The sequence below is a fragment of the Pseudomonas sp. genome (assembly GCF_048269965.1).
Classification (GTDB): Bacteria; Pseudomonadota; Gammaproteobacteria; order Pseudomonadales; family Pseudomonadaceae; genus Aquipseudomonas.
The window spans coordinates 301,386-321,976 of record NZ_JBLWTV010000004.1; the positions used below are offsets into that span (position 1 = coordinate 301,386).

The 20,591-nt window shown below is 65.1% G+C and carries 16 protein-coding genes; 13 read left to right on the plus strand and 3 right to left on the minus strand.

Going from position 1 to position 20,591, the window contains the following annotated elements; translation table 11 throughout:
• Positions 1-2 precede the first annotated feature (2 nt).
• Genes tssK through tagH form a run of 3 tightly spaced genes read right to left on the minus strand, consistent with a single transcriptional unit; the run spans position 3 to position 3,296 of the window.
• Entirely contained in the window at positions 3-1,337 is a 1,335-nt protein-coding gene (tssK, locus tag ACN0X6_RS07365; protein WP_192984163.1) for a type VI secretion system baseplate subunit TssK, read from the minus strand.
• A gap of 13 nt (positions 1,338-1,350) precedes the next feature.
• Positions 1,351-1,866, minus strand: a complete 516-nt coding sequence (gene tssJ / locus ACN0X6_RS07370) for a type VI secretion system lipoprotein TssJ (RefSeq protein WP_417702936.1) — start codon at positions 1,864-1,866, stop codon at positions 1,351-1,353.
• A 23-nt stretch (positions 1,867-1,889) separates the two neighbouring features.
• Positions 1,890-3,296: a type VI secretion system-associated FHA domain protein TagH gene (gene tagH / locus ACN0X6_RS07375; RefSeq protein WP_417702937.1), complete on the minus strand. Its 1,407-nt coding sequence runs from the start codon at positions 3,294-3,296 to the stop codon at positions 1,890-1,892.
• 381 nt (positions 3,297-3,677) lie between these two features.
• Between tagH and tssA the strand changes: the two genes are divergently transcribed.
• The 13 genes from tssA to ACN0X6_RS07440 all read left to right on the plus strand — a co-directional run.
• Positions 3,678-4,703 (plus strand): type VI secretion system protein TssA, encoded by a 1,026-nt coding sequence (gene tssA, locus ACN0X6_RS07380; protein ID WP_417702938.1) that lies wholly within the window; start codon positions 3,678-3,680, stop codon positions 4,701-4,703.
• 84 nt (positions 4,704-4,787) lie between these two features.
• Positions 4,788-5,303 carry a type VI secretion system contractile sheath small subunit gene (gene tssB / locus ACN0X6_RS07385; protein ID WP_417702939.1) on the plus strand — a complete coding sequence of 172 codons (516 nt, stop codon included), beginning with the start codon at positions 4,788-4,790 and terminating at the stop codon, positions 5,301-5,303.
• A 14-nt stretch (positions 5,304-5,317) separates the two neighbouring features.
• Complete coding sequence (gene tssC, locus ACN0X6_RS07390; protein WP_196474364.1) at positions 5,318-6,811, plus strand: type VI secretion system contractile sheath large subunit; 1,494 nt, start codon at positions 5,318-5,320, stop codon at positions 6,809-6,811.
• Positions 6,812-6,936: 125 nt separating this feature from the next.
• Positions 6,937-7,425 carry an Hcp family type VI secretion system effector gene (locus ACN0X6_RS07395; RefSeq protein ID WP_160018671.1) on the plus strand — a complete coding sequence of 163 codons (489 nt, stop codon included), beginning with the start codon at positions 6,937-6,939 and terminating at the stop codon, positions 7,423-7,425.
• Between the two features lie 73 nt (positions 7,426-7,498).
• Positions 7,499-7,954: a type VI secretion system amidase effector protein Tae4 gene (locus ACN0X6_RS07400; protein ID WP_417702940.1), complete on the plus strand. Its 456-nt coding sequence runs from the start codon at positions 7,499-7,501 to the stop codon at positions 7,952-7,954.
• Complete coding sequence (locus ACN0X6_RS07405) at positions 7,951-8,385, plus strand: hypothetical protein (protein WP_298164381.1); 435 nt, start codon at positions 7,951-7,953, stop codon at positions 8,383-8,385. The genes ACN0X6_RS07400 and ACN0X6_RS07405 overlap by 4 nt, the downstream gene beginning before the upstream one ends.
• A 4-nt stretch (positions 8,386-8,389) precedes the next feature.
• The gene (gene tssE / locus ACN0X6_RS07410) at positions 8,390-8,893 is read left to right on the plus strand and encodes a type VI secretion system baseplate subunit TssE (RefSeq protein WP_417702941.1); all 504 of its coding nucleotides are present in this window, start codon (positions 8,390-8,392) and stop codon (positions 8,891-8,893) included.
• The gene (tssF, locus tag ACN0X6_RS07415) at positions 8,890-10,749 is read left to right on the plus strand and encodes a type VI secretion system baseplate subunit TssF (RefSeq protein WP_417702942.1); all 1,860 of its coding nucleotides are present in this window, start codon (positions 8,890-8,892) and stop codon (positions 10,747-10,749) included. The genes tssE and tssF overlap by 4 nt, the downstream gene beginning before the upstream one ends.
• Positions 10,713-11,765, plus strand: coding sequence for a type VI secretion system baseplate subunit TssG (tssG, locus tag ACN0X6_RS07420; RefSeq protein WP_417702943.1), 1,053 nt, complete (start codon positions 10,713-10,715; stop codon positions 11,763-11,765). Before tssF ends, tssG begins: the two co-directional genes overlap by 37 nt.
• Positions 11,758-14,430 carry a type VI secretion system ATPase TssH gene (gene tssH, locus ACN0X6_RS07425; RefSeq protein ID WP_417702944.1) on the plus strand — a complete coding sequence of 891 codons (2,673 nt, stop codon included), beginning with the start codon at positions 11,758-11,760 and terminating at the stop codon, positions 14,428-14,430. The genes tssG and tssH overlap by 8 nt, the downstream gene beginning before the upstream one ends.
• A gap of 58 nt (positions 14,431-14,488) precedes the next feature.
• Complete coding sequence (locus ACN0X6_RS07430; protein WP_417702945.1) at positions 14,489-16,429, plus strand: type VI secretion system Vgr family protein; 1,941 nt, start codon at positions 14,489-14,491, stop codon at positions 16,427-16,429.
• Positions 16,429-16,857 (plus strand): DcrB-related protein, encoded by a 429-nt coding sequence (locus ACN0X6_RS07435; RefSeq protein ID WP_192984134.1) that lies wholly within the window; start codon positions 16,429-16,431, stop codon positions 16,855-16,857. The genes ACN0X6_RS07430 and ACN0X6_RS07435 overlap by 1 nt, the downstream gene beginning before the upstream one ends.
• Before the next feature lie 6 nt (positions 16,858-16,863).
• The coding region (locus ACN0X6_RS07440; RefSeq protein ID WP_417702946.1) for a DUF6531 domain-containing protein at positions 16,864-20,591 on the plus strand (3,728 nt) is incomplete at its 3' end.

Sequence of the window (20,591 nt, forward strand, 5' to 3'; positions counted from 1 at the left end):
GATTAACCCCGTATCGCCCAGAAGGCCAGGTTCAGGCCGGGGTACTCGCCCGCCACGTGGAAGGCGAAGCCGCCTGAATGTGCCAGCTGCTTCCAGTGTTCGCTGCCACGGTCCAGCTCGTAGTAGGTCGAGCCGGCGTGGAACGGAATCTGCCGTGGGGCCACCGGCAGCGGCAGCAGGTTGATGCCCGGCAGCTGCAGGTTGACCAGGTCGCGAATGTGCTCCACCGAGCCAATCTTGCTCTGCTGGCCGAAGCGTCCGCGCAGGGTTTCGGCGGGCATGTCGGCGCGTACCACCAGGACGAAGCTGGCGTTGTCCAGCAGGCTGCGGTCGGCCAGCATGGCCACGTGCACGCCATAGGCCTTCTCGACGATGGGGATCGGCACGGCCTTGCTGTCGATCAGCATCGACAGCGCTTCACGCAACGCCTGCATCACCGGGGTGAAACAGCTTTGCAAGTCGTCGTGCAGGTAGATCGGGAACTCCGACGGGCGCCGCCCGGCGCTCGCAAAGGTGGCGAATTCACCGGCCAGCGCCAGCAGTTCGCTGTACAGACGCTCCGGGTGCAACGGCTGCAACTGGGCCAGGTGGGCAAACAAAGGCTGGGCGCGGTTGACCAGTTGCAGCAGCATGAAATCGGCGATCTCCGAGGCGCCGCCGGCGCTGGAGGCGACCACTCGGCCGGCCAGGGCTTCGCCGCGCTGATGCAGCAGCCCCAGCAGCTCACCCCGAAAAGCGGCCAGCGGCGCACTTGCTGCCACATCAAGCAGTGGCGCAATGTACTGTTCGTCCAGCACCAGGGCCCGGTCGGCGCGTTTTTCGCGGACTCGCGCCACACCCAGTACAGCGTATTCCTGCAGGCCGTCGGCGGCGGTCAGCAGACGCAGTGCGCGTTCGCCGACCATCACCGGTACGCGGCTTTCGAATGCGGCGTTGTCGTCACGCACCTCGCGAACCTGGCCACGGTAGCGAGCGCCACCCAGGGCTTCACCCGCTTCGACGGTGTCACGCACACCTGCCCGGCGCAGCGGCAGGGCCAGATAGACCACGCCGTCGCGCAGGTCGTCGGGGATTTCCAGCGGCGCTGGCGCCACGTCGTCCTGCGGAATATTGAACGGCGTGCCGTCGGGTAACAGGCCACGGGCGCTGACGATGGCCAGTTTGCCTTGTGCCAGTAGCCCCATATCGAGCTGCAGATCGGCGAAGCCCCAGCCAGCCGCTGACAGTGGGCGGCTACGTGCATCGATCAGCGCCTCCAGGTAGCGGTCGTGCTGCTGGAAATGCTGGGTGCCGATGAACATGCCTTCGGACCAGATCACACGGTTGTTCCAGGACATCAGGGGGCTCCTGTTAGCGAGAATCAAGGCGAGACGGCGCGGCGAGCTCAGCAGCGCTGGCGGCGTTGATCCCGAGGTCGATGCGGTAATGAGTGAGCGTGTCCTGCTTCGGCTCCAGCACCAGGCGCCACTGCGCCCGGTCGATTTCGCGGTAGCCGACCACCAGGCCGAGATGACGGGTTGCCGGATCCAGCACACGGGTCAATTCACGGGTCTGGCCGGGGTGTACCAGCCATTCATCCTCAGCCACCCGTTCGTTGCCCAGGCTTGCCGCCGCACGTTCGGCGAGGCTGAAGTAATCCGTGCGGCTGAACGCGGCGGCGCTGCGCAGCTCCAGCAGGCGCACGCGTACGGGCGCGCTGTAGCCGTCGGTGGTGGGGTTCAGCTCATCGCCAGCCTGCAGCAGCAGGACGACGGTGGTCGGCTCCTGCGCGGTGTCGGCACTCTCCATCGCGTCCTTGCTGCAACCACTGCTCAGTGCTGCCAGCAGAAGGCCCAACAGAACGGGCCGGGGTGATCGTTTGCGCACGTTGCTAATCCTTGTCTACGCCCTCAAGGGCGACGTTGACGGGCGATATGTTGCTCATAGGCCCGGCCGAACTCGCGGCCGAACAGGTCCTGAAAATCGTCTTCGGCTTCGCGCGAAAGGGTCGCGTAGAGCTCGACGAACTGCTGCCAGCACTGCGCCTGGCGAGCGTTCGGCAGCAGGCTGACCAGCCCGCCGCCCTTGCCCATGCGCGCTTCCAGCTCCTGCGGCTCGAAGCGCGCCAGCAGATGACGAATGGCCGCCTGCACGCCTGCCATGACGGCCAACTGATGGGCGCGCAGATCATCGAAGCCGTCCTGCACGGCCTGGTCGGCCGACATGAACGCCGAATTGCCGCCGCGCAGCAGCAGGAGCAGGGCCTCTTCCGCGTTGGGCGCGAACTTCAGCGGGTTGTTTTCAACTGGCTGCACCATGGTCTGCTGCAGGCGGAACTCGCCCTTGAGGCTGCTGCGCGCCCGCAGCACGTCGATCAGACCATCGACCATCAGGCGGTAACTGCGTCCGATGCTTTCCATCTGCGTGGCTGCCTGCTGGGTATCCAGACGCAGGCGCTCCAGCCCGGCACCGCGGAGGAAGGCCTGCAGCAGCGCGTCGTCGTTCTGAGCGGCCTGCTGAGCGGCCTGCGGCTGACTGGCGGCAGGAGCAGGCGCGGGTGCTGCAGGCAGAGGTGGCAAAGGTGCCGGCTCTGCCTGCAGGGCAAGGTCCACGGCTGGCGCTGCTGCCGGGGTTGTCGCGGCAGGTGTGATGCTGTCGAGCAGGTCCCAGTCATCGGGGATCAGGCCTGGCTCGACGCTTGGTTTCGGCTCGACCGGAGGGGGTCTGACCTCTGGTGGACGGAAGTCATGCTGCTGCGCCGGGACATGATCGGAGACAGGTACTGGCGCCGATGTGCTTGGGCCGAGAAAGTCGAAAAGATCCGGCAATGTCTCATGTGGAGCGACGCTCTGCAGGTGGGCGCTGGCCGGGCAGTCGAAGGGGGTTGCCGGGGAGCTGAAAGGTGCGGGCGGAGCGTCCTGATGGCTCGCCATCAGGGCTTCGAAACTGCTCCCGGAAGGGACGGCGGAAAACGCCTCGGGGCCTTCTGCAATGGAACTTTCCAGTGCTACCTGAATTTCGTATTCACCGATGCGAATAACTTCGCCGTGATTCAGAAGTTCACTGTTGCCGCGTTGCATGCGTACACCAGCCTTGACCAGCTCCACACCATTGGTGCTGCTGTCGGTGATGTAGTAGCGGCCATCCTTGTTTTGCACGAGGCAATGCTTCGTCGAAACAAGGCGCGACGGGTCCGGTAATACCCAGTCATTATCAGGCCCGCGGCCAATTGCTAGCGAACCATATTCCAGGGTTTTCTCGGGGCATTGACCAGGGGTGATCTTGTGATAGCTGGTGATGATCAAACGCAGCGCCATGTGGCCTCCTTGCCCGGCTTTCGTGAATCCCGAAAAACTCATGAAATCCTTGATTCATGCGGCTTTCAGGCCGCATACAGCCCTCTTCAAAAGTCCATCAAGCGGGCTCTGGAACGCGAAAACACGCGATCTTACCTTTTGCTTCGTGATTCCCGTATGTGCTGAAGCGCGCAACTTCCCGAAATTTTGTCCTCAGTCACAAAGGTCTTGGGTGGGCGCCAGTCTACCTTGACTTTAAACATTTTTAAGTTGAAAAATGCACGACGCCATCGAAATCGTGTAGTGGCCAATCAATATTAAAGGTTGATTGGCTTAGTGCAAGCCAGGATGAAGCTACTGCACTTTTGTGACACGGTTCAAATCGATAAGGAGATCGAGTACGTGGAGAATTCGTTGTTGCTCACCGCTGTTTCAGATGCATCGCCATGCGGTGAAGATCTGGAATACGACAGCGATTTTCTCCAGCTTGAGCGCGATGCGCTGGGGCGCCCGGAGCGCAGCATGGGTGATGCCATCCAGGCCGCCGAGCCGCCCGAATGGCGTCAGTTGGAACAGAGCTGTCACCTCCTGCTGCAACGCAGCAAGGACCTGCGCATCACGCGCTATCTGCTGCAAAGCCGCCTGGCTTTGCGCGGCGTCGAAGGCCTTGCCGACAGCCTCGAATTGATCTTCGAACTGCTCTCGCGCTACTGGCCCGAGATTCATCCGCAGCTCGATGCCGATGACGACAACGACCCCACCGTCCGCATCAATACCCTCTCCGCACTGACCTGCGAGACCAATATCGGCCTGCTGCGCAGTGCCGTGCTGGTACGTTCGCGGGTGTTCGGCAACATCACCGTACGTGCGGCACTGAATGCCGCCGGCCTGCATCTGGCCAATAGCGAAAGCCTCAGCATCGAGGAACTCGGCGGCGCCCTGCAGGATGCCGACAGCGAAGCCTTGCAGCTCACACACGAAGCCCTGAAGCGTGCGCTGCACAGTTTGAACGCCATCGAGCAACTGGTCAGCGAACAGGTCGGCTCGGCACAGGGCGTGGATTTCTCTGCGTTGCAGCAGCCGCTCAAGCTTGCCCTGCAGGTGCTCGGCGACAGCCCGGTTGGGGCCGCTTCGGAGGATTACCCGACAGGCGGCGAAGCTGCGCAAGAGCCGCTGGCGCAGCACGCGTCGGCGCCTGCCGTAGCGCGCGGCAGCGGCGAAATCAGCAACCGCGATGATGTGCTCAGAAGCCTGGAGCGGATCCTCACCTACTACGCCCGCCACGAGCCATCCAGCCCATTGCCGGTGCTGCTCAACCGGGCTCGCAGCCTGGTCAATGCCGACTTCGCGACCATCGTGCGCAACCTGATTCCCGATGGCATGAACCAGTTCGAAAACCTGCGCGGCCCCGACGCAGACCAGGCCTGATCGGCCTGGCATGCGGGATCACGCTTCACCGTAGATGGCCGAAGGCCGACACGCCGCGTCGCGTCAGGCGACCAGGAGAAAAGCATGGCGAACAGCAGTTCTCAGAAGTTCATCGCGCGCAACCGCGCGCCACGGGTGCAGATCGAGTATGACGTCGAGTTGTACGGCGCCGAGAAGAAGGTGCAGTTGCCGTTCGTCATGGGCGTCATATCCGACCTTACCGGCAAGCCGGCCGAGCCTTTGGCGCCAGTGGCCGAGCGCAAGTTCCTGGAAATCGACGTCGACAACTTCGACTCGCGCCTCAAGGCGATGAAGCCGCGCGTGGCCTTCAACGTGCCTAACGAGCTGACTGGCGAAGGCAACCTGAGCATCGACATGACTTTCCAGAGCATGGACGACTTCAGCCCGGCCGCCGTGGCGCGCCAGGTCGATGCCCTCAAGCAACTGCTGGAGGCCCGTACCCAGCTGGCCAACCTGCTGACCTACATGGACGGCAAGACCGGTGCCGAAGACATCATCATGAAGGCGATCAAGGACCCGGCACTGCTGCAGGCCCTGGCTAGCGCGCCGAAACCCCAGGACAACGAGCCCCAGGCCTGATTCGGAAGACCACCATGAGCGAACAGTTGCAACAAGACCAGGCCGCACTGGCCAGTACCGAGCAGACCAGCGAATTCGCTTCGCTGCTGATGCAGGAATTCAAACCCAAGACCGAACGTGCCAAGGAAGCGGTGGAGACTGCCGTGCGTACCCTGGCCGAGCAGGCGCTGGCGCAGACTGATCTGATCTCCAACGATGCGATCAAGTCGATCGAGTCGATCATCGCCGCCATCGATGCCAAGCTCACCGCACAGGTCAACCAGATCATCCACCACAGCGACTTTCAGCAGGTGGAAAGTGCCTGGCGTGGCCTGCACTATCTGGTCAACAACACCGAGAGTGACGAGCAGCTGAAGATCCGCGTGCTCAACATCTCCAAGCCGGAGCTGCACAAGACCCTGAAGAAATTCAAGGGCACCGCCTGGGACCAGAGCCCGGTGTTCAAGAAGCTCTACGAAGAGGAATACGGCCAGTTCGGTGGCGAGCCCTACGGCTGCCTGGTCGGCGACTACTACTTCGACCAGTCGCCGCCCGATGTCGAGTTGCTCGGCGAGCTGTCCAAGGTCTGCGCGGCGATGCACGCACCGTTCATTTCCGCCGCCTCGCCGACTGTGATGGGCATGGGCTCCTGGCAGGAGCTGTCCAACCCGCGTGACCTGACCAAGATCTTCACCACCCCGGAATACGCTGGCTGGCGCTCGCTGCGCGAGTCCGAGGATTCGCGTTACATCGGCCTGACCATGCCGCGCTTTCTCGCGCGCCTGCCCTACGGCGCCAAGACCGATCCGGTGGAGGCCTTCGCCTTCGAGGAAAACACCGACGGCGCCGACAGCAGCAAGTACACCTGGGCTAACGCCGCCTACGCCATGGCGGTGAACATCAACCGTTCGTTCAAGCACTACGGCTGGTGTTCGCGCATTCGTGGCGTGGAGTCCGGCGGCGAAGTGCCGAACCTGCCGGCGCACACCTTCCCCACCGACGACGGTGGCGTGGACATGAAGTGCCCAACCGAGATCGCCATCTCCGACCGTCGCGAGGCCGAGCTGGCGAAGAACGGCTTCATGCCGTTGCTGCACAAGAAGAACACCGACTTCGCCGCCTTCATCGGTGCGCAGTCGCTGCAGAAACCGGCCGAATACGACGACCCGGACGCCACCGCCAACGCCAACCTGGCCGCGCGCCTGCCGTACCTGTTCGCCACCTGCCGGTTCGCGCATTACCTCAAGTGCATCGTTCGCGACAAGATCGGCTCGTTCAAGGAACGGGACGAAATGCAGCTCTGGCTGCAGGACTGGATCCTCAAGTACGTCGACGGTGATCCGGCTCACTCCACCGAGACCACCAAGGCGCAGCATCCGCTGGCCGCCGCCGAAGTCGTGGTGGAAGAGGTCGAGGGCAACCCCGGTTACTACAACTCGAAGTTCTTCCTGCGCCCGCACTATCAGCTCGAAGGGCTGACGGTGTCGCTGCGGCTGGTTTCCAAACTGCCGTCGGCCAAGGGCGCCTGAGCCCCGGCAGGCATGCGGGTCCCGCGCGGCGTCGCTGCGTGAGGCCCGCCTGCCTGATACATGGAAAGCCCCGGGCTTTTCGCATTTCCACACCCTCGTGGCGATGACCACACCCAGGAGAAAACATGGCTGTCGATATCTTCATCAAAATCGGTGACATCAAGGGCGAGTCTCAGGACAAGACCCACAAGGACGAAATCGAAGTACTCAACTGGAGCTGGGGCATGTCCCAGTCCGGCAACATGCACACCGGTACCGGCGGTGGCGCAGGCAAGGTGAGCATCCAGGACCTGTCGCTGACCAAGTTCGTCGACAAGGCCAGCCCCAACCTGATGATGCATTGCTCCAGCGGCAAGCACGTGCCCAAGGTCACTCTGACCGTGCGCAAGGCGGGCGGCGACGCTCAGGTGGAGTACCTGATCATCAACCTCGAGGAAGTACTGATCTCCTCGCTGAGCACCGGCGGCTCGGGCAGCGATGACCGTCTGATCGAGAACATCACCCTGAACTTCGCCAAGGTCACCGTCGATTACCAGCCGCAGAAAGCGGACGGCACCAAGGACGGCGGCCCGATCAAGTACGGCTGGAACATCCGCTCCAACGTCAAGATCTGACGCTCAACCACCTCTGGTGCCGTGCTCTGGGGGTGGTTGCTATCAGGAAGATGGAAACAGCAAGGATTCTGTCATGGCCAAGCCTTCGTTCATCAATCTGCACAATGCCTACCAGAGGATTCTGGACGAGTATCCTGCAGGAAATCCCTGTGATGGCGGCTGGGACAACCAGTGCGCAATTCGCATGAGTATCGCCTTGTCCGACGAACTCACGATCCAGGTGAACAAATCCACCTACAGCGAACCCAAGTGTGCGCATGGTCATGCGCGCGGTGCCGAGTCGCTGGCTAACTGGCTATGGAAGCATCATCTCGGTCGACCCACGATTCTCACGGGCAGCGCCGAAGACCGGATCAAGCTAGGGCAAAAAACCGGCATCATCTTTTTCAAGGATTGCTTCGCCCGCCTGGGTGAAACGGATGAAACCCGAACGGGCGACCATATAGATGTATGGAATCGCGGTCGGACGGCCACCTACGACGATCCGGCGCACCATTCCAAGCAAGTCTGGTTCTGGGAGTTGGCATGAATCGCCCTCTGCGTTGCGCTGCCTTGCTCTGCAGCCTTTCCTTTAGTCTGCTGGCCTGCGCCGAAGCGCCGGTGTCAGAGCAAGTAGCCCTGAACGGCGACACCCTGACGCTGCAACAACAGGCGCAGCACTGCGCATTGCAGCGCGCCGACGGCCAGCTTGTGCAACTGCAGGTCCCTAGCCCCTGTTCCTTCAGTACGAACCGCGAAGGTTTGCCACGGGTAGAGAAATTCAATGACGATGCGCAAATCGTCATCGTCTACCACGCCGTTGCCGAGCCGGCCCCAGACGCTCGCTGCACCAGTCTGTTCCAGGCTGTACGCCTACTCCAGGGAAAGCTGGAGGCCTCGCGAGTCGTGCAATCGCCGCTGTGCATGCAGATGCAGGGCCCCATCGACCAGAAAAATTTCGTGGCCTTCTTTGACTGGTAGCCCCATGACCCCACGCGAGCGCCTGCAGCCCTCGCTGCTCGATCGCCTGACCGACGATGAGCCCGGCAATCCGCAGGAAAGCGTGGATCGCCGCGTGCTGTCGATGAATCAGCTCAAGGCTTCGGTGCTGCGCGATCTGACCTGGTTGTTCAATACCATCGCCCTGCTCGATGCCGACACCACGCGGCACACGCCGGCAGGCACCTCGGTGATCAACTATGGCCTGCCGCCGCTGGCCGGCAGCAGTGTGTCCGGGGTCGATATCGCCGCCCTGGAGAATCTGATCCAGCGCGCCATCATCACCTTCGAGCCGCGCATCCTGGCTCATAGCGTGCGGGTGCGGGCGCATGTCGGTCACGAACAGATGAACCATAACGCCCTGAGTTTCGAGATTCAGGGTGACCTGTGGGCCCAGCCGGTGGCCCTGCCCTTGCTGCTGCGCACCGAGCTGGACCTGGAGTCCGGCCATGTGCAGGTGCTGCCCGCCGAGCAGCGGAGACGCTCATGAACCCCCGTTTGCTGGAGCTGTATAACCAGGAACTGCTGCACATCCGCGAAAGCGCCCAGGAGTTTGCCCGCGAATACCCGAAGATCGCCGGTCGCCTGACGCTGTCGGGAATGGAGTGCGCCGACCCCTACGTCGAGCGCCTGCTCGAAGGTTTCGCCTACCTGACCGCCCGCGTGCAATTGAAACTCGACGCCGAGTACCCGACCTTCACCCATAACCTGCTGGAAGTCGCCTACCCGCATTACCTGGCGCCGACGCCGTCGATGACCGTGGTGCAGTTGCACACCGATGCCAACGACGGCGCGCTCAACGGCAGCTTCAATCTGCCGCGCGACAGCGTGCTGCGTGCCACCCTCGGCAAGGACAGCCAGACTCCCTGCGAGTACCGCACGGCTCACGCGGTGACCCTGTGGCCGCTGCAGGTGGCGGAGGCCGAGTACATCAGCAACCCCGCCGCCGCGCTGGGTCGCCTCGCCGCCAGCGAGCCACGAGCCAAGGCCGCGCTGCGTATCACCCTGCGCAGCGGCGCCGAAATACCCTTCGCCAGCCTGGAACTGGACAACCTGCCGCTGTACCTCAATGGCCTCGACGAGCTGCCGTTTCGTCTTTACGAGCAACTGCTGGGCAACCGCATCGCCGTGTTTGCCCGCCAGCCCGGGCGCGACTGGGTCGAACGGCTGCCTGCCGACGCCTTGCGCCCTTGCGGCTTCGATGACGCCGAGGCGGCCTTGCCAGTGGTGCCGCAGGCCTTCCAGGGCTATCGCCTGCTGCAGGAATACTTCGCCCTGCCGCAGCGTTTCCTGTTCGTCGATTTCTGTGGTTTGCGCCGTGCCGTGCGCCAGTGCAGCGGTCAAGAGCTGGAATTGATCGTGTTGTTCGACCGTGTGGACAGCCACCTGCAGAACCAGGTCGGCGCCAGTCAATTCCTGCCGTTCTGCACTCCGGCGATCAACCTGTTCCCGCGGCGCCTGGATCGCATCCACCTGAGTGACAAGGTGCACGAGCACCATGCCATCGCCGACCGCACGCGGCCGATGGATTTCGAGATCCATTCGCTGCGCGGCGTCAGTGGCCATGGCAGTGGTCCGGAGCAGCCCTTCCTGCCCTTCTATGCCGTGCGCGACCCTGCTCGCTATGGCCGCGATCAGGCCTATTACATCGTGCGCCGTGAACCGCGCGTGCTGTCGGCAGAGCAGCGCCGCAGCGGCACGCGTTCCAGCTATGTCGGCAGCGAAACCTTCATCAGCCTGGTCGACAGCCACCAGGCGCCCTATCGCCATGACTTGCGCCAGCTGGGGCTCAGTGCCCTGTGCACCAACCGCGACCTGCCGCTGTTCATGACCGTCGGCATCGGCAAGAGCGACTTCACCCTGGCCGACAGCGCGCCGGTGCAGAGCGTGCGCTGCGTCGCGGGGCCGAGCCGGCCGCGGGCCAGCCCGGCCCATGGCAACCAGGCCTGGCGGCTGATCAGCCAGCTGTCGCTGAACTACCTGTCACTGGCCGAGCAGGGCCAGGGCGCCGCTGCCCTGCGCGAAATGCTGCGCCTGTATGGCGACATGCAGAATCCGGCGCTGCAACTGCAGATCGAAGGCCTGCGCGAAGTCAGCGCCAAACCCTGTACACGGCGTCTGCCGATGCCCGGCCCGATCGTCTTCGGCCGTGGCCTGGAAATCACCCTGGAGTTCGACGAGAACGCCTTTCGCGGTACCGGGGTATTTCTCCTCGGTGCGGTGTTCGAGCGTTTCCTGGCGCGCTACGTATCCCTCAACAGCTTTACCGAGACGGTGCTACGCAGCACCGAGCGCGGCGAGATCATGCGATGGAAAGCCCGGCCCGGCCGTCGTCCGAACCTGTAGACACGCTTGAGCAGATGCAGGCACAGCCCTGGGAGTACGATTTCTTCCAGGCCCTGCGACGCATCGAGAACGAGCACCCGCATTTGCCACGCCTGGGGCATTCCCGGCGCCTGGCTGATGATCCGCTGCGCCTCGGGCAGCGTCAGGAAGGCACGTTCGCCCCGGCCACCCTGGCTGCCGTGACGCCCGCCAGCGACGAGCGTCCGGCGCGTCTGGAACAGTACTTCTTCGGCCTTGGCGGGCCCAACGGGCCGCTGCCGCTGCACCTGACCGAGTACGTGCGCGAGCGCCAGCGCAACCACGCCGACAGTACCAGCAAGCACTTTCTCGACCTGTTCCATCATCGCCTGCTGACCCTGTTCTACCGCGCCTGGGCCGAAGCCCGGCCGACCGTCAGCCATGACCGCCCCGACGACGACTACTGGTCGGCGCGCCTGGCCGCCTTCAGTGGCCGTGGCATGCCCAGCCTGCGCCAGCAGGGCCTGCTGGACGATGCGGCGAAGCTGCACTTCAGCGGTCACCTGGCCGCGCAGACGCGTTACCCCGATGGCCTCAAGGCGATCCTCGCCGACTACTTCGGCGTGCCGGTGCAGATCGAAGAATACGCCGGCAGTTGGCTGCGCCTGCCCGAGCGCACGCGCCTGGGCGTGGAGTCCAGCCAGCTGGGCGTGGACCTCTGCCTGGGCAGCCAGGTCTGGGACCGCCAGCACAGCTTCCGCATCTGCTTCGGGCCGCTGACGCTCGAGCAGTACAACGCCATGCTGCCCGATGGCGAGTCCTTCGCCGCGCTGGTGGCCTGGGTCGCCGAATACCAGGGCGACGAACTCGACTGGCAACTGAATCTCGTATTGCAGCGCGAGGAAGTCCCCGCGCTATGCCTCAACGGCCAGGCTCGCCTGGGCTACACCACCTGGCTTGGCCAGCCGCAGCACGACGCCAGGGATCTGGTGCTGGCCCGCCATCACGCCGCAGCGACCCCGCCGGCGGATCAATCAAGGAGAACTCCACATGGGTGAAATCAGTCGTAGCGCGCTGTTCGGCAAGCTCAACAGCGTCGGCTACAAGGCCATCGAGGCCGCCACCGTGTTCTGTAAACTGCGCGGCAACCCTTATGTCGAACTGGCGCACTGGTTCCACCAGCTCCTGCAACTGCAGGACTCCGATCTGCACCGCATCATCCGCCAGTTCAGCCTGGAGCCGGCGCGCCTGGCGCGGGATCTGACCGATGCACTCGACCGCCTGCCGCGCGGCTCGACCTCGATCACCGACCTGTCCTCGCACGTCGAGGAAGCGGTCGAGCGCGGCTGGGTCTACGGCAGCCTGATGTTCGGCGAGCATCAGGTGCGCACCGGCTACCTGGTCATCGGCATCCTCAAGACGCCGAGCCTGCGCCAGGTGCTGCTGGGCCTGTCGAGCGAGTTCGACAAGATCAAGGTGCAGACCCTGAGCGAGCGCTTCGACGAGTACGTCGGTGATTCGCCGGAGAACCACCTGGCCGCCAGCGACGGTTTCGCCGCTGCCGTACCGGGCGAGGCCAGTGGCGCCATGGCGCCGGCGGCGATGGGCAAGCAGGAGGCGCTCAAGCGCTTCACCATCGACCTCACCGAACAGGCGCGCAAGGGTGAGCTCGACCCCATCGTCGGCCGCGACGAGGAGATCCGCCAACTGGTCGATATCCTCATGCGCCGCCGGCAGAACAACCCGATCCTTACCGGTGAAGCCGGCGTCGGCAAGACCGCCGTGGTCGAGGGTTTCGCCCTGCGCATCGCCGCCGGTGACGTGCCGCCCTCGCTCAAGGACGTCGAGCTGCGCAGCCTCGACGTCGGCCTGCTGCAGGCCGGCGCCAGCATGAAGGGCGAGTTCGAGCAGCGCCTGCGCCAGGTCATCGAAGACGTGCAGGCCTCGCCCAGGCCGATCATCCTGTTCATCGACGAAGCCCACACCCTGGTCGGTGCCGGTGGCGCGGCCGGTACCGGCGACGCCGCCAACCTGCTCAAGCCGGCGCTGGCGCGCGGCAGCCTGCGCACCGTGGCCGCCACCACCTGGGCCGAGTACAAGAAGCACATCGAGAAGGACCCGGCGCTGACCCGCCGCTTCCAGGTGGTGCAGGTGCCCGAGCCTTCCGAGGACAAGGCGCTGCTGATGATGCGCGGCGTGGCCTCGACCATGGAGAAGCACCATCAGGTGCAGATTCTCGACGAAGCCCTGGACGCTGCGGTCAAGCTCTCGCACCGCTACATCCCGGCGCGCCAGTTGCCGGACAAGTCGGTCAGCCTGCTCGACACCGCCTGCGCCCGCGTTGCCATCAGCCTGCACGCCGTGCCGGCCGAGGTCGATGACAGCCGCCGGCGCATCGAGGCGCTGGAAACCGAACTGCAGATCATCGCCCGCGAGCATGCCATCGGCATCGACGTCAGCCTGCGCCAGGCCAACAGCGAGAACCTGCTGGCCGCCGAGCGCGAGCGTCTGGCCGAGCTGGAAAGCCGCTGGGCCGAAGAGAAGCAGCTGGTCGACGAACTGCTGGCCACCCGCGCCAGCCTGCGCGAAAGCGCGGGTGTGGTCGATAACGACAGCGCCACGGACCACCAGAGCCTGCGCGCCCACCTGGTCGAACTGCAGCAGCGCCTGAGCCAGCTGCAGGGCGAAGCCCCGCTGATTCTGCCGACCGTCGACTACCAGGCCGTGGCCTCGGTGGTGGCGGACTGGACCGGTATTCCGGTCGGGCGCATGGCGCGCAACGAGGTGGAGACCGTGCTCAAGCTCGACAGCCTGCTGGCCAAGCGCATCATCGGCCAGGACCACGCGCTGAAGATGATCGCCAAGCGCATCCAGACCTCGCGCGCCGGCCTCGACAACCCCAGCAAGCCGATTGGCGTGTTCATGCTCGCCGGCACCTCCGGCGTCGGCAAGACCGAGACCGCGCTGGCGCTGGCCGAGGCGCTGTATGGCGGTGAGCAGAACCTGATCACCATCAACATGAGCGAATTCCAGGAGGCGCACACCGTTTCCACCCTCAAGGGTGCGCCGCCCGGCTATGTCGGCTATGGCGAAGGCGGTGTGCTGACCGAGGCCGTGCGTCGTCGGCCGTACAGCGTGGTGCTGCTCGACGAGGTGGAAAAGGCCCACCCGGACGTGCACGAGATCTTCTTCCAGGTGTTCGACAAGGGCGTGATGGAGGACGGCGAAGGGCGCCTGATCGACTTCAAGAACACCCTGATCCTGCTCACCACCAACGCCGGCACCGAGCACGTGGCGCGCCTGTGCCAGAACCCGGACAACCTGCCCGAGCCGGAAAGCATCGCCCGCGACCTGCGTCAGCCGTTGCTGGAGATCTTCCCGCCAGCGCTGCTCGGCCGCCTGGTGACCATCCCCTACTACCCGCTCAGCGACGCCATGCTCAAGGCCATCACCCGCCTGCAACTGGGCCGCATCAAGACGCGCATCGAGAGCACCCACAAGGTGCCGTTCGACTACGACGAGGCGGTGGTCGACCTGGTGGTCTCGCGCTGCACCGAAAGCGAGAGTGGCGGTCGGCAGATCGACGCCATCCTCACCAACGGCATGCTGCCGGACATGAGCCGCGAGTTCCTCACCCGCATGATGGAAGGCAAGCCGCTGGCCGGCGTGCGCATCAGCGTGGCCGACAACGACCTGACCTACAGCTTCGCCGACAACGCCTGAGCCCGAGCGCGGGTCGGCTTCTGCCGGCCCGCGCCATGGCAGGCCGGAACCCCGACCTATGTTCTTCGCCCAATCTACCCGCTTTGCCCGCATCACCAGCCCGCTCGGGCCGGACGTTCTGCTGCTGCGCTCGATGCACGGCAGCGACGAGCTGGGCCGTCTGTTCGAGTACGAGCTGCAACTGGTGTCCCACGACGCCAACCTCGATCTCAACCAGTTGCTCGGCAAACCGCTGTCGCTCTCCGTGCAGCAGCATGGCGGCGGTGAACGACATTTCCATGGCATCGTCGCTGCCTGCGGGCAGACCGTCGACCGTGGCCAGTTCGCGGCCTATCGGGTCACCCTGCGACCCTGGCTGTGGCTGCTCAGCCGCACCTCCGACTGCCGCATCTTCCAGCACATGAGCGTGCCGCAGATCATCAAGCAGGTGTTCCGCGACCTGGGTTTCTCCGATTTCGAAGACGCACTCAGTCGTCCCTATCGCGAGTGGGAGTACTGCGTGCAGTACCGCGAAACCAGCTTCGACTTCGTCAGCCGGTTGATGGAAAAGGAGGGCATCTACTACTACTTCCGCCACGAGGCCGATCGCCATGTGCTGGTGCTCGCCGATGCCTACGGCGCCCATGTGCCGGCCCCCGGTTACGCCAGCGTGCCCTACTACCCGCCGGACGGGCAGCACCGCGAGCGTGACCACATCAACGACTGGCAGCTGGCCCAGCACGTGCAACCGGGCTCGATGGAGCTCAACGACTACGACTTCCAGCGGCCCAGCGCGCGCATCGACGTGCGCTCGGTCATGCCCCGTCCGCACAGTGCCGGCGACTATCCGCTGTACGACTATCCCGGTACCTACGTGCAGAGCAGCGATGGCGAGCAGTACGCGCGCAATCGCATCGAGGCGCTGCAGAGCCTGCATGAACGCGTCGAGGTCGGCGGCAGCGTGCGCGGCATCGCCTCGGGCAACCTGTTCAGCCTCACCGGCTTCGGCCGCGCCGACCAGAACCGTGAGTATCTGGTGGTGTGCGCGCGCTATCACGTCGCGCAGGAATCGCTGGAGAGCGGCAGTGGCGGTGGTGGCCAGTTCGAGTGCCAGCTCACCTGCACCGACGCCCAGCAGACCTTCCGCCCGCTGTGCGGCACGCCCAAGCCCATGGTGCAGGGGCCGCAGACCGCCGTGGTGGTCGGCCCTGCCGGCGAGGAGATCTGGACCGACCAGTACGGCCGGGTCAAGGTGCACTTCCACTGGGATCGCCACGACCAGTCCAACGAAAACAGCTCCTGCTGGATTCGCGTCTCGCAGTCCTGGGCCGGCAAGAACTGGGGCCATATCCAGATTCCGCGCATCGGTCAGGAAGTCATCGTCAGCTTCCTCGAAGGCGACCCCGATCAGCCGATCATCACCGGGCGCGTCTACAACGCCGAGCAGACCGTGCCCTACGACCTGCCTGCCAACGCCACCCAGAGCGGCATCAAGAGCCGCTCCAGCAAGGGCGGCACGCCGGCCAACTTCAACGAAATCCGCATGGAGGACAAGAAGGGCGCCGAGCAGCTGTACATCCACGCCGAGCGCAACCAGGACATCGTCGTCGAGGTGGATGAAACCCACTCGGTGGGCCACAACCGGGTCAAGAGCATCGGCATGAACGAGACCGTCACCATCGGCAACAACCGCCTGCGCGCGGTGAAGCTCGACGACGTGCTGGTGGTGGGTTCGACCAAGACCGACAGCATCAGCCAGAGCTACCTCATCGAGGTCGGGCAGAACCTGCGGCTGGTCTGCGGCAAGAGCATTCTCGAACTCAACGCCAGCGGCCAGATCAACCTCAGCGGCGTGGCGATCAACCTCTACGCCAGTGGCGACGCCGAATTCAACACAGGCGGCGTACTCAACCTGAACATCGGCGGCGGCCCTGGCGCCACGCCCGATGGTCAGGGTGATCAGGGCAGCATCGATGCCGCCGTCAAATCCCTGTTCGGGCAAGAGAAAGGAACCTCATGATGAGCTACACCACCCAGGAACTGAGCCTGCAACTGCCCGGCCAGGACCTGCAAGACAGCACCATCAACATCCTGCGCCTCAATGATCTTGGTACCTCGCTGGTGATCACCCGTGGCGCCCTTGGTGATGGCGAAACCCTGCGCAGCCACTTCGAGGCCCAGGTCGCCAAGCTGGCGAAACAGGTCAAGGATCTGCGCAGCAGCGCCCTGCAGGATGTCCAGGTCGGCCCGGCCCAGGCCGTCGTCGGCGTCGAGCTGCGCAGCCAGTTCAGCAAGGGGCCGGAGCAGGTCTACCAGTTCCAGCTCGGCGTACTGCTGGCCGATGGTCGGCGCCTGCTCGCCCTCAGCTACGTCAAGCCGACGCCACTCGATGATGCCGACGCCGCGCACTGGGCGCAGATCAAGCACAGCCTCAGCCTCAACGGATGACCTGCGATGTCTGATGCGCTCTGGGCCGCCCGGCTCGGCGACGATCTGCTGCACACCACATTGCTGGCCGACATCGTCGGCGGCGTGCTGGAAGTGGCTGCCTATGCCGCCATCACCGCCGTGGCTTGCGCTGCGATAGTCGCCGCCACCGGCCTGACCGTGCTCACCGGCGGTCTCGGTGGCTTTGCCCTCGCTGCAGTGGTCGGTATCGCCGTGGGGGTCGGCATGAACAAAACCGGCTGGGACAAAGGGCTCACGACCCTTTGCGAAGGCCTGGGCAACGCCATCTCCCCGCCCAATGTCCAGGCCAAGATCGTCACCGGCGCCAACAAGACCAAAACCAACGGCCTGCCTGCCGCGCGCGCCGCTGGCAAATTGGGCAGCGCCGCCGCGCCGTCCGGCACCGAGCTGGAGCAGACACCGCCCGCCGAGGAACCGGAGCCCGGCTTCCTCGACATGGCCAAGAGCTTCTTCAGCGAGATGTGGCGCCCGACCGTCGCCCAGCCTGCTCCTGGCGTCATCCCCTGCCCGCTGGATGCCATCGAGTGCAAGAAGCACCCGCCGATGCCCGTGCAACTGCTGGCCGAAGGCTCCAGCAAGGTCAGCATCGAAGGCCAGCCCGCGGTGCGCAGTGGTGATCGCAGCACCTGCGACGCCACGGTGGTGGACAGCGGCAACATCTCGCCGAACGTGCGCATCGGCGGCGACGCCGTGGTGGTGCAGCCGATTCGCAGCGGCAAGACCCCCGGCATCGGCCTGGCCCTGGCCGTGCTCATGGCGCTGCGCGGCAACCCGCGCAAACTGTGCAGCAAGCTGCCCTGCCTGGCCGCTGGTTTCGCCGGCAACATGGCCATGGGCGGTGCGACCGCCTATGCCACCAACGCCATCTCCAACGCCCTCGGCGCGGCCAGCAGCGGTGCGCCCAACCCGGTGCACGCCAGCACCGGGGCCAAGGTGCTCGGCGAGGATGACGACCTCGATTTCGTCCTGCCGGGGCTGATGCCCATCGAGTGGCAGCGCTTCTACAGCAGCCGCGACGAGCGCCGCGACGGCCTGCTGGGTGCCGGCTGGAGCCTGCCGTTCGAGATCGCCGTGCAGGTGCGCGCGCACCCGGAGGGCGGCGAGGCGCTGACCTATATCGACGAGCAGGGCCGCCCTATCGAGATTGGCAGCCTGCCACCGGGCGATGCCTGCTACAGCCCCGGCGAAGGCCTGAACTTCCGCCGCGATGAAAGCGGCGCGCTGCTGGTGGAAAGCGTCGATGGCCTTTACCGCCTGTTCGAGCCGTTGCCCGAGTCACCTGATCGTCTGCGCCTGAGCAAGCTCGGCGACCGCAACGACAACCGCCTGCTGCTCGAATACGACGGCACGGGCCGGCTGCGCGCCGTGCGCGATGGCCACAACCAGCTGTGCATCGAACTGATTGCCGACGCCCGGCACCCGCAGCGCCTCGGCCGGGTCGAACGCCTGTTCGCCGATGCCCGGCGCGAAGTGCTGGTCGCCTACGACTATGACGCTCAGGGCGATCTCAGCGAGGTTCGCGACGACAAGGGCCAGGTGCTGCGTCGCTTCGTCTACGACAGCGGCCGCCGCATGATCGAACACCAGCGCCCCATAGGCTTGCGCTGCTTCTATGAGTGGAGCGAGTGCCAGGGTACCGATGGCCGCGAATGGCGGGTGACACGGCACTGGACCGACGACGGCGACGAGTACCACCTGCAGTACGACCTCGGCGCCGGGATCACCCGGGTCACCGACGGCCTTGGCCGCGTCAGCGAACGCCACTGGAACAGCCAGTACCAGATCACCCGCTACCGTGACGCCCTCGGCCAGCTCTGGCTGTTCGACTGGAACGACGAACGCCAGCTGCTGGCTGCCGTCACCCCGGATGGCGCGCGTTGGCAGTTCGCCTATGACGAATCCGGCAACCTCTGCGAAACCCTCGACCCGCTGGGGCGCCGTGACTTCACCCAGTGGCTCGGCCACTGGTCGCTGCCCGAAGCCGAGACCGACGCCGCCGGCAATGCCTGGCAGTACCGCTACGACAAGCGCGGCAACTGCATCGCCGAGACCGACCCGCTAGGCCATGTCACCCGCTACCGCTACGACAGCAGCGGCCTGCCGGTGGAGATCATCGACGCCAGCGGCAAGCGCAAGACCCTGCGCTGGAACACCCTCGGCCAGCTCACCGAACAGGTCGACTGCTCCGGCTACCCGACGCGCTTCGCCTACGACGAGCGCGGCAACCTGGTGCAGATCACCGATGCCCTCGGCGAGATCACCCGCTACCACTACGACAGCCAGGGGCGCCTGCTGCAGACGCAACTGGCCGATGGCCGCAGCGAGGCGTTTCAACGCGACGCCATCGGCCAGCTCAGCGCCTACCTCGATCCTGCCGGCAAGCCGGTGCGCTACCGTTACGACCGCCGTGGCCAGGTGCGCCAGCGCATCGATGCCCTGGGCCGCAGCGTCGGCTTCGAGTACGACGCCTATGGCCGTCTGCTCGCCCTGAGCAACGAGAACGACGAGCGCTACCGCTTCACCTGGGACGTGCTCGACCGCCTCACCGCCCAGCATGACCTCGACGACAGCGCCCGGCATTACCGCTATGACCCGCAGGGCAACCTCATCGCCCTGGCCTACACCCCGGCGCCGCATGGCACCGGCCTGGGCAGCGTACCGGAGGCGCCACCGGCGCCGATCATCCACCGCTTCGAGCGCGATGCCGTTGGCCGGATGATCGCCAAGCACACCGATGACGGTCGCACCGAATACGCCTACGACCCGCTCGACCGCCTGATCAGCATCGACCTCACCGCCGTCGACGGCCAGGTGCAGTCACTGGCCTTCGCCTACGATGCCCTCGGCCAGTTGCTCAGCGAGCAGAGCGCCGCGGGCACCTTGCAGCATGCCTACGACGAACTCGGCAACCTGCTGGAAACGCAACTGCCTGACCAGCGCCGTATCCGCCGCCTGTACTACGGCAGCGGCCACCTGCAGCTGCTCAGCCTGGATGATCGACTGGTCAGCCGCTTCGAGCGCGACCGCCTGCATCGCGAGGTGCTGCGTACCCAGGGGCAACTGGTCACGCGTAGCCAGTACGACCGCAGCGGCCGCCTCACCGCGCGTCTGCGTCGGCGCCTGGAACAGCCCGTGCAACTGCCGGCCGAAGCCGAGCGGCGCTACGCCTATGACCCCAGCGACAACCTGATCGGCCGCCTCGACCGTGACCCGGCCAGCCAGCGCGAACAGAAGCAGCAGCTGCACTACGACGCCAGCGGGCGCATCATCGCCAGCCAGGACCTGATTCGCGGCAACCTGGAAACCTACAGCTACGACGCCGCCGCCAACCTGCTGCACCCGGTCGGCGGCGATGCCGCCAGCAGCGGCTGGGTGCGCCACAACAAACTGCTCACCTACCAGGACAAGCGCTACCACTACGACGCCTTCGGCCGCCTGGTGGAAAAACGCAGCGGCCGTCACCAGGTGCAGCGCCTGAGCTACGACGCCGAACACCGCGTACGGGAAGTCACCAACAACGACGGCAGCCGCGTGGTCATGCACTACGACCCACTGGGCCGGCGTATCGGCAAAAGCCACTACGACGCCCGTGGTGCCCTGCTCGGCCAGACCGACTTCACCTGGGACGGCCTGCGCCTGCTCAGCGAAACCCGCAACGGCCGGCACAGCCTCTACCTCTACGACGAAGGCAGCTACGACCCGCTGGCGCGCGT

Bases quoted from the DNA above. Each gene is read 5' to 3' on its own strand.
- ACN0X6_RS07400 (WP_417702940.1), top strand. From the start codon at position 7,499: ATGGCCAAGCCTTCGTTCATCAATCTGCACAATGCCTACCAGAGGATT.
- tssH (WP_417702944.1), top strand. From the start codon at position 11,758: ATGGGTGAAATCAGTCGTAGCGCGCTGTTCGGCAAGCTCAACAGCGTC.
- ACN0X6_RS07430 (WP_417702945.1), top strand. From the start codon at position 14,489: ATGTTCTTCGCCCAATCTACCCGCTTTGCCCGCATCACCAGCCCGCTC.
- tssC (WP_196474364.1), top strand. From the start codon at position 5,318: ATGAGCGAACAGTTGCAACAAGACCAGGCCGCACTGGCCAGTACCGAG.
- ACN0X6_RS07395 (WP_160018671.1), top strand. From the start codon at position 6,937: ATGGCTGTCGATATCTTCATCAAAATCGGTGACATCAAGGGCGAGTCT.
- tssF (WP_417702942.1), top strand. From the start codon at position 8,890: ATGAACCCCCGTTTGCTGGAGCTGTATAACCAGGAACTGCTGCACATC.
- tagH (WP_417702937.1), bottom strand. From the start codon at position 3,296: ATGGCGCTGCGTTTGATCATCACCAGCTATCACAAGATCACCCCTGGT.
- tssK (WP_192984163.1), bottom strand. From the start codon at position 1,337: ATGTCCTGGAACAACCGTGTGATCTGGTCCGAAGGCATGTTCATCGGC.
- tssG (WP_417702943.1), top strand. From the start codon at position 10,713: ATGGAAAGCCCGGCCCGGCCGTCGTCCGAACCTGTAGACACGCTTGAG.
- ACN0X6_RS07405 (WP_298164381.1), top strand. From the start codon at position 7,951: ATGAATCGCCCTCTGCGTTGCGCTGCCTTGCTCTGCAGCCTTTCCTTT.
- tssE (WP_417702941.1), top strand. From the start codon at position 8,390: ATGACCCCACGCGAGCGCCTGCAGCCCTCGCTGCTCGATCGCCTGACC.
- ACN0X6_RS07435 (WP_192984134.1), top strand. From the start codon at position 16,429: ATGAGCTACACCACCCAGGAACTGAGCCTGCAACTGCCCGGCCAGGAC.
- tssB (WP_417702939.1), top strand. From the start codon at position 4,788: ATGGCGAACAGCAGTTCTCAGAAGTTCATCGCGCGCAACCGCGCGCCA.